We start from the raw sequence: 5,890 nt of genomic DNA, 5'->3' as shown, positions 1-5,890 counted from the left end.
CCACGGCCAGATCGAACAGCGCCAGGGTCGGCACGATGGGAACCGGCCCGGCGGGAGTGGGCACCCCGCGACCGCTCTCCTCGAGAAAGCGCATGACGCCGTCGGCGGCGGCGAGACCGAAGGCGGACCCGCCGGTCAGCACGGCGGCGTCCGCGCAGGGCACCATCTTGTCCGGTGCCAGCACATCCAGTTCGCGGCTGGCGGGCGCGCCGCCGCGCACCTCGCACGACGCTGTCGTGCCCTCGGGAAACAGGACGACACTGCATCCCGTCTCACCGATCGCATCGGTCCAATGTCCGACACGCACCCCGGGAATACCGATTGTCACGCTGTCCTCACCTCGGTGCCGGGCGCGCGAGCGAGACGAAGAAGTCGTCCGGCGTGGCCGGGAATCCCATTCGCGTCACCTCGGTCGGCACGGGTTGGTCGGGGAACAGCTGGCGTTCGTTGTAGGCGAACAGTTCCGCGCCGTCGAGCGCCGCGGCGTACAGGGACACGCTGGCGGTCCAGGCCACGTCATACGGATTCGCCGGAGCGAAAAGTGATGCGTTCCTGTGTAAATCGTCACCCGTCGTGACGAAGGGCGGCTGTACGGCGGAGTGCGAGTACGCGGCCCAGGCCTGGCTGCCGTAGTCGGGACCCGGGTCGTCCGCGCCGGTATAGACCGAAAGCCATGCTCCCCAGGAGTCGGGTCTCCCGGTGGGGGCGGGCAATCGCGTGAGGCGGTCGACGAGCCGCTTGCCGAGCGCGCTGCCGTCCGGCGGGTCGGCGGTGGTCAGCAGGTGTGGGACCCCCGGGGCGAGTGCCGTGGTCGTCGCCTCGGCGGGGCCGTCGACGGCGACCACCCAGGCATCGTGGGCGTCGGCGATCAGCAGCCGGTACGTGATCGCGGCGGCCTCGGTGTCGGGGGCCGCCAGTTCCTCGACGAGATGTACGGCGTGCCGTGCGGATGCGGCGCTGGCGCACAGGATCGGCAGGGTCGCGACGGCCGTGGCTGCCTCGGTGGTGAGCAGTCGGCAGTAGACCCCGCTGCGGCGATTGAACGCGAGCCAGGTGCCGCCGTCGGCGTCGAGGCCGCCGACCACGTCGGACAGGGCGTCACGGTCGGGGATGTGGCCCGTCGGGACGCGCTGGCGGAGTTCGGGATTGTCGTGCCAATGTGGACCGTACGAATAGCGCGCGTGCAGGCCGAGTGCTCGGGCCGCTTCGAAACCGTGTGGCCGATAAACGGATTGATCATGCGACTCGATGGCGAGGAAACGTGCGGCCTTGTCATCGAGAAGAAATACGCAGGTACACATCGGCCATCCACCTCGTCATGCGGTCCGCCCCACTCCCATCGGATGCGAGGGTACCCCGGTCGCGGTCTCGTTCGATTCCCCCGTTCAGGGGGATGTTCTTGTGCCACAAGGAGATTAGTATTTCGCGCATCTATTGCGGCACAGAAGTGGATGCTCATGATGACCACAGCGGTGCAAGACCACGGCGGATCGGTCGCGGGGGAGCCGGACGACCCGAGTCCGACCGAGATCGAGTTCCGGCAATGGCGGGCATTGAGTTCCGATGCGGGCGCCGAATTCTATGCGCGGGTCACGGCCGCGGACGCGGTGTTCGCGGTGCCCTCACCGCACGCCACGCTGACGCGGCGCACCGTGCTGGACGCGGTGGCCGCGGCTCCACGGATAGAGACCTATCAGATTCTCGAATTCCATGAGCGCGCGCTGGGACCCGACGCGTTTCTGGTGTTCTACGAGATGTACCAGAAGCGGGTCGGGCTGGACGGCATCTACGCGGCGATCTCGACCGTCTACGTGCGGCGGAACTCCCGCTGGCTGATGCAGTACCACCAGCAGACGCCGCTACAGCGGGGATCCACCGGGAGCGTGCGGCGATGAACGGCGAATTCGATGTCCTCATCCTCGGTTCCGGACTGTCCGGCAGCACGCTGGCGCTGTGCCTGCAAGCGGCCGGACTGCGCACCTGCATGGTCGACGCCAAGACGCATCCCCGATTCGCGATCGGCGAATCCACCATTCCGAACACCTCCAAGCTCTACACCCTGATGAGCGTCAAATACGGTGTGCCGGAACTGGCGGCGCTGTCGTCGTTCGACGATCTGATCGAACGCGTCGGCACCTGCGGCATGAAAGACAATTTCGGCTTCGTCTACCACGACAAGCGCGCCGATTCCGCCAAGGTGCACCAGTTCCCGCTGTCGGAGATCGTGTCGACCGAATCCCACCTGTACCGCGCGGATGTCGACCACTGGCTGGCCTGCCGGGCCCGCGACCGCGGCGCGACGCTGCTGGAGGGTGTCGCGACGCGCACCATCGAGGTGACCGAGCGCGGTGTCCGTTTCGAAGGCGTCGACGGGACGCGGATCTCGGCCGACTACGTGGTCGATGCGACCGGCCGTGGTTCGTACCTGGCCGATGCTTTCGGCCTGCGCACCACCGAGGGACTGCGCACCAAGTCGAAATCCATCTTCACGCATATGACCGGCGTCATCCCCTTCGACGAGGTGACATCCATCCGCGCCCCACGGCGTTGGCACACCGGGACGCTGCACCATGTCTTCGACGGCGGCTGGATGTGGGTCATTCCCTTCGACAACAGCGACCGGTCCGCGAATCCGCGGTGCAGCGTGGGCATCTGCTGGCGGATCGACAACGGCGACGAATCCCCGACTCCCGACCCGGCGCGAGCCTTCGCCACCTTCCTCGCCGACCATCCCGATATCGCGCGGCAATTCGAGCATGCGCGCCCCGAGCGGGAGTGGACGAGCACCGGCAGACTCCAGTACACGGCGACCCGGACGGTCGGCGAGCGCTGGTGCCTGACCTCGAATGCCGCGGGCTTCATCGATCCGCTGTTCTCGCGCGGCATGCAGAACACGGCCGTGGTCGTGGACCGGTTGGCGGAGCGGCTGATCAACCGCTTCGCGGCGGGCTTCGTACCGGAGGTCTTCACCGACATCGACGCGTTGCAGGCCAGCCTGATCGAGGAGAACGACTTCCTGGTGTCGGGTGCGTTCCGCTCGTTCGCCGCCTTCGACCTCTGGAACGCCTGGTTCCGAGTGTGGCAGGTCAACCAGGTGACCGGGACCATGCGCACCGAACAGCAGTTGCGCACGGTATCCCATCTGGTCACGGCGAACGGGGACGGACCAGCGGTGCCGCGGCCGGGCTCGGCTCCGGGTTCTCGGGTCGACGGTTTCATCGACGCCTTCTACAGTCGAGCTGACCGGATCATCGAGTCGTATTGGAACTGGGAGATCAGTATGGAGACCGCCGCGCGCGAATTCCGCACCCTGTTCGCCGATGTCGACTTCGTGCCACCGTCTTTCGGGCTGACCGATATGTCGCAGCCCTTCTTCGATATCGATGCCGAGAAGGTGGCGCGGGCCGTCGCCTGGGCGCGCGACGCCCGCCCCGGCATCCGTGAGCTGTATCTCGGTGGGCTACCGGCCGCGGCCGATACGGAACGTTCGGGTGCGGTCGCGCCCTGATGTCCGGCGACAGGTCGCCGCTCGGTGATGGCGCGTCGGGGGTCGTAGCGGGTTTCGTCAACGGGCTCTTGCGGTTCGACCGATCCATGGTGTGGTCCCTGGACGCGGTGGACGGCGAGGCGGCGGGTGCACCCGTGGTCGTCGTGCTCCGCGCCTACCAGTATCTGCTGGGCGGCGTGCGCCCGCCGGACGATGTCCGCGCGGCGCTCGACCGGATCGATCCCGCCGCCACCCGCCCGTGGGAGACGGCGCATCTCGAGGTCGTGCGGCTGTTGCTGAACCGTGCCTACCGAGCGGCCAGCGATCGACTGTTCGCCGTATCGGCCGAATTCCCGGCCGACGAACTGGCGCTCGCCGCCGGGCATCAGGTCGACTTCCTGACCGGGGAGACGCGAACCATGCTGTCCCGCTTGACATCCAGCCCGCTGCTGGTCGAGGGCGCGACCCCCGCCTACCCTTACCTGCTGGCCATGCTCGCCTTCGCCTACGGCGAGAACGACGCCTGTGCCGACGCGGCCGCGGCCGGTGAGCGTGCGCTGGAACTGGCCCCGGTCGACAATCCCTGGGCCGTACACGCTTGCGCGCACGTCTATTTCGAGCGCCGCGACTACGGTGCTGTCGACGCGCTGCTCGGCGCGACGAACAGCCGGTGGAGCGCACAGCGCTGCCTGTTGCGGACTCATCTGACCTGGCATCGCGCCCTCGCCTCGATGGCGGTCGCCGACCGTGACGGGCTGACCGAACTGGTGGCCGAGATCCTCGGCACAGTCGCCGGTCCGTCCTCGGCGATGCAGTTCTGCGACGCCGTATCGCTGCTGTGGCGACTGCGATTGGCGGGCATCGCCGGGCCGGACGATTTCGACGCGCTGGCCGACCGGGCGGTGGAGATACGGGCCGGTTCCAATTCGGCGTTCGTCGATCTGCACGTCCTGCTCGCGATCGTGGGGGCCGACCGCCACGAGTTGGCCCGCCGGATCGCGGCGGAGTTGGGGCAGGACCGCGCCGGGAGCGGGGACGACATGGTGCGACCACGCCGTACGGCGATACGGGTGGCGCAGAGTTTCGTGGAGTACTGCGGGGCGAACCCGGAATCGGCTGTGCGAGGGCTGATATCGGTCCTGCCGGAGGTCGTCGCGCTGGGCGGCAGTATGATTCAGCGCGACCTGGTGCTGGAGCTGCTGGTCAACTGTGCCCACGGCGGTGGCGCTGACCTGCTGATACCGTCCGGGGTCCGGGTCGGGACGCGCCCGCTGGTCACCTGCCGTATCGCCTGAGTTCGTCCGGCTTCCACCCCCCTGTTCGGGGGTATGTCGGTCTATGGTGGGTCGCTTAGACTTCCTCGGTAGCGGGTCGTGATCTTCGATAAGAACAATTCCGACCGCCTGTTGAACGCATCTCCGCGGATAGAGATTCAACAGAAGTTCGTGCCATGACGACGCTGTCGAGGCTTATCCGATCACGCTCGGGGGGGCTCGGAACGAGGGCGTACGCACATGGGAGGACACAGTTTTGGAGCATCCGACGCCGATCGTCCCGGCACCTTTCATCCGCACCGAGCTCGGAGGCTGATATGCAGCTTACTCGTGGATCAGGGCTGGAAACCCGGATATGCCCCAATATCAGCGTCGTCACCGGAGCGCGGTTGTCGTCGCAGACCCGGCGCACCCTGGTCGTCGCATCCGAATTCCCGTTCGTACATGACGATTTCGAGCGCGCGGCGGCCTCGGTCGTCAATCTGACGCTCGCTGGGAGATCGACCTGCGGCGAAGTCGTGGAGCGGGCGGTGCGCTGTCGCCCCGATATCGTCCTGCTCGATGCGTCGGTGGAGGTGCCACGCGACCTGCCCGCCCTCGTCCGTCGACTGCGCGCACTGGATCACCCGCCGCTCATCGCGCTACTGGTGGCACGCGGCGTCCCCCGCTCCGCGACCGAGCATCCGGATGTCCTGCTGGCGGCCGACTTCGGCCCACCCGCGGTACTGCACGCGCTGAAGCTGGTGGCCACCGGCGTCATGGTCGCCGCCGCCCCACCGCACCGCACCCCACTCACCCCCGCCATAGCGGATCCCGATGCGCGTCGACGTCTGGCGACCCTGACCGAACGCGAGCGTGAGATCCTGCTGCTGATTGTCGACGGTCTGTCCAATCGCGAGGTCGGCGCTCGCCTGTTCATCAGCCCGGATACGGTGAAGGACCACGTCAGCCGCATCCTCACCAAACTCGGGGTGGCCAGCCGGATCGAGGCCGCGGTGGTGGCCGTCCGCGCGAATCTGTGCCGTGCGACCGGCCTGGACGCCACCGGGACGCGCGGCCGCGGCCGCGGGGGGGGGGGGGGGGGGGCCCCCGCCCGCCCCCGGGGGGGGGGGGGGGCCCCCCCCCGGGG

At 68.0% G+C, this 5,890-nt stretch carries 6 protein-coding genes; 4 read left to right on the top strand and 2 right to left on the bottom strand.

The window, feature by feature from the left end:
- Together QK444_RS31435 and QK444_RS31430 are read right to left on the bottom strand one after the other, a co-directional pair.
- Positions 1-328: P1 family peptidase (locus QK444_RS31435; RefSeq protein ID WP_282785704.1), on the bottom strand; the 328-nt coding region annotated here is incomplete at its 3' end.
- A 7-nt stretch (positions 329-335) separates the two neighbouring features.
- Positions 336-1,301 carry a hypothetical protein gene (locus QK444_RS31430; protein WP_282785703.1) on the bottom strand — a complete coding sequence of 322 codons (966 nt, stop codon included), beginning with the start codon at positions 1,299-1,301 and terminating at the stop codon, positions 336-338.
- Between the two features lie 159 nt (positions 1,302-1,460).
- Here QK444_RS31430 and QK444_RS31425 point away from each other — a divergent pair, with 159 nt between their 5' ends.
- From QK444_RS31425 to QK444_RS31410, 4 genes are all read left to right on the top strand, one after another.
- Complete coding sequence (locus QK444_RS31425) at positions 1,461-1,895, top strand: DUF4440 domain-containing protein (RefSeq protein ID WP_282785702.1); 435 nt, start codon at positions 1,461-1,463, stop codon at positions 1,893-1,895.
- Complete coding sequence (locus tag QK444_RS31420) at positions 1,892-3,508, top strand: tryptophan 7-halogenase (protein WP_282785701.1); 1,617 nt, start codon at positions 1,892-1,894, stop codon at positions 3,506-3,508. The genes QK444_RS31425 and QK444_RS31420 overlap by 4 nt, the downstream gene beginning before the upstream one ends.
- Positions 3,508-4,782 carry a hypothetical protein gene (locus QK444_RS31415; RefSeq protein ID WP_282785700.1) on the top strand — a complete coding sequence of 425 codons (1,275 nt, stop codon included), beginning with the start codon at positions 3,508-3,510 and terminating at the stop codon, positions 4,780-4,782. The genes QK444_RS31420 and QK444_RS31415 overlap by 1 nt, the downstream gene beginning before the upstream one ends.
- 296 nt (positions 4,783-5,078) lie before the next feature.
- A partial coding sequence (locus tag QK444_RS31410) for a response regulator transcription factor (protein WP_282785699.1) occupies positions 5,079-5,890 on the top strand: 812 nt, incomplete at its 3' end.

Origin of the sequence: Nocardia sp. CC201C (genome assembly GCF_030010695.1) — a bacterium.
In the GTDB taxonomy this organism is placed as follows: Bacteria; Actinomycetota; Actinomycetes; order Mycobacteriales; family Mycobacteriaceae; genus Nocardia; species Nocardia otitidiscaviarum.
Note: the sequence above shows the minus strand (reverse complement) of the source record. Positions and strands in the feature narration are given on the sequence as shown.

Bases quoted from the DNA above. Each gene is read 5' to 3' on its own strand.
- QK444_RS31430 (WP_282785703.1), bottom strand. From the start codon at position 1,301: ATGTGTACCTGCGTATTTCTTCTCGATGACAAGGCCGCACGTTTCCTC.
- QK444_RS31425 (WP_282785702.1), top strand. From the start codon at position 1,461: ATGACCACAGCGGTGCAAGACCACGGCGGATCGGTCGCGGGGGAGCCG.
- QK444_RS31420 (WP_282785701.1), top strand. From the start codon at position 1,892: ATGAACGGCGAATTCGATGTCCTCATCCTCGGTTCCGGACTGTCCGGC.
- QK444_RS31415 (WP_282785700.1), top strand. From the start codon at position 3,508: ATGTCCGGCGACAGGTCGCCGCTCGGTGATGGCGCGTCGGGGGTCGTA.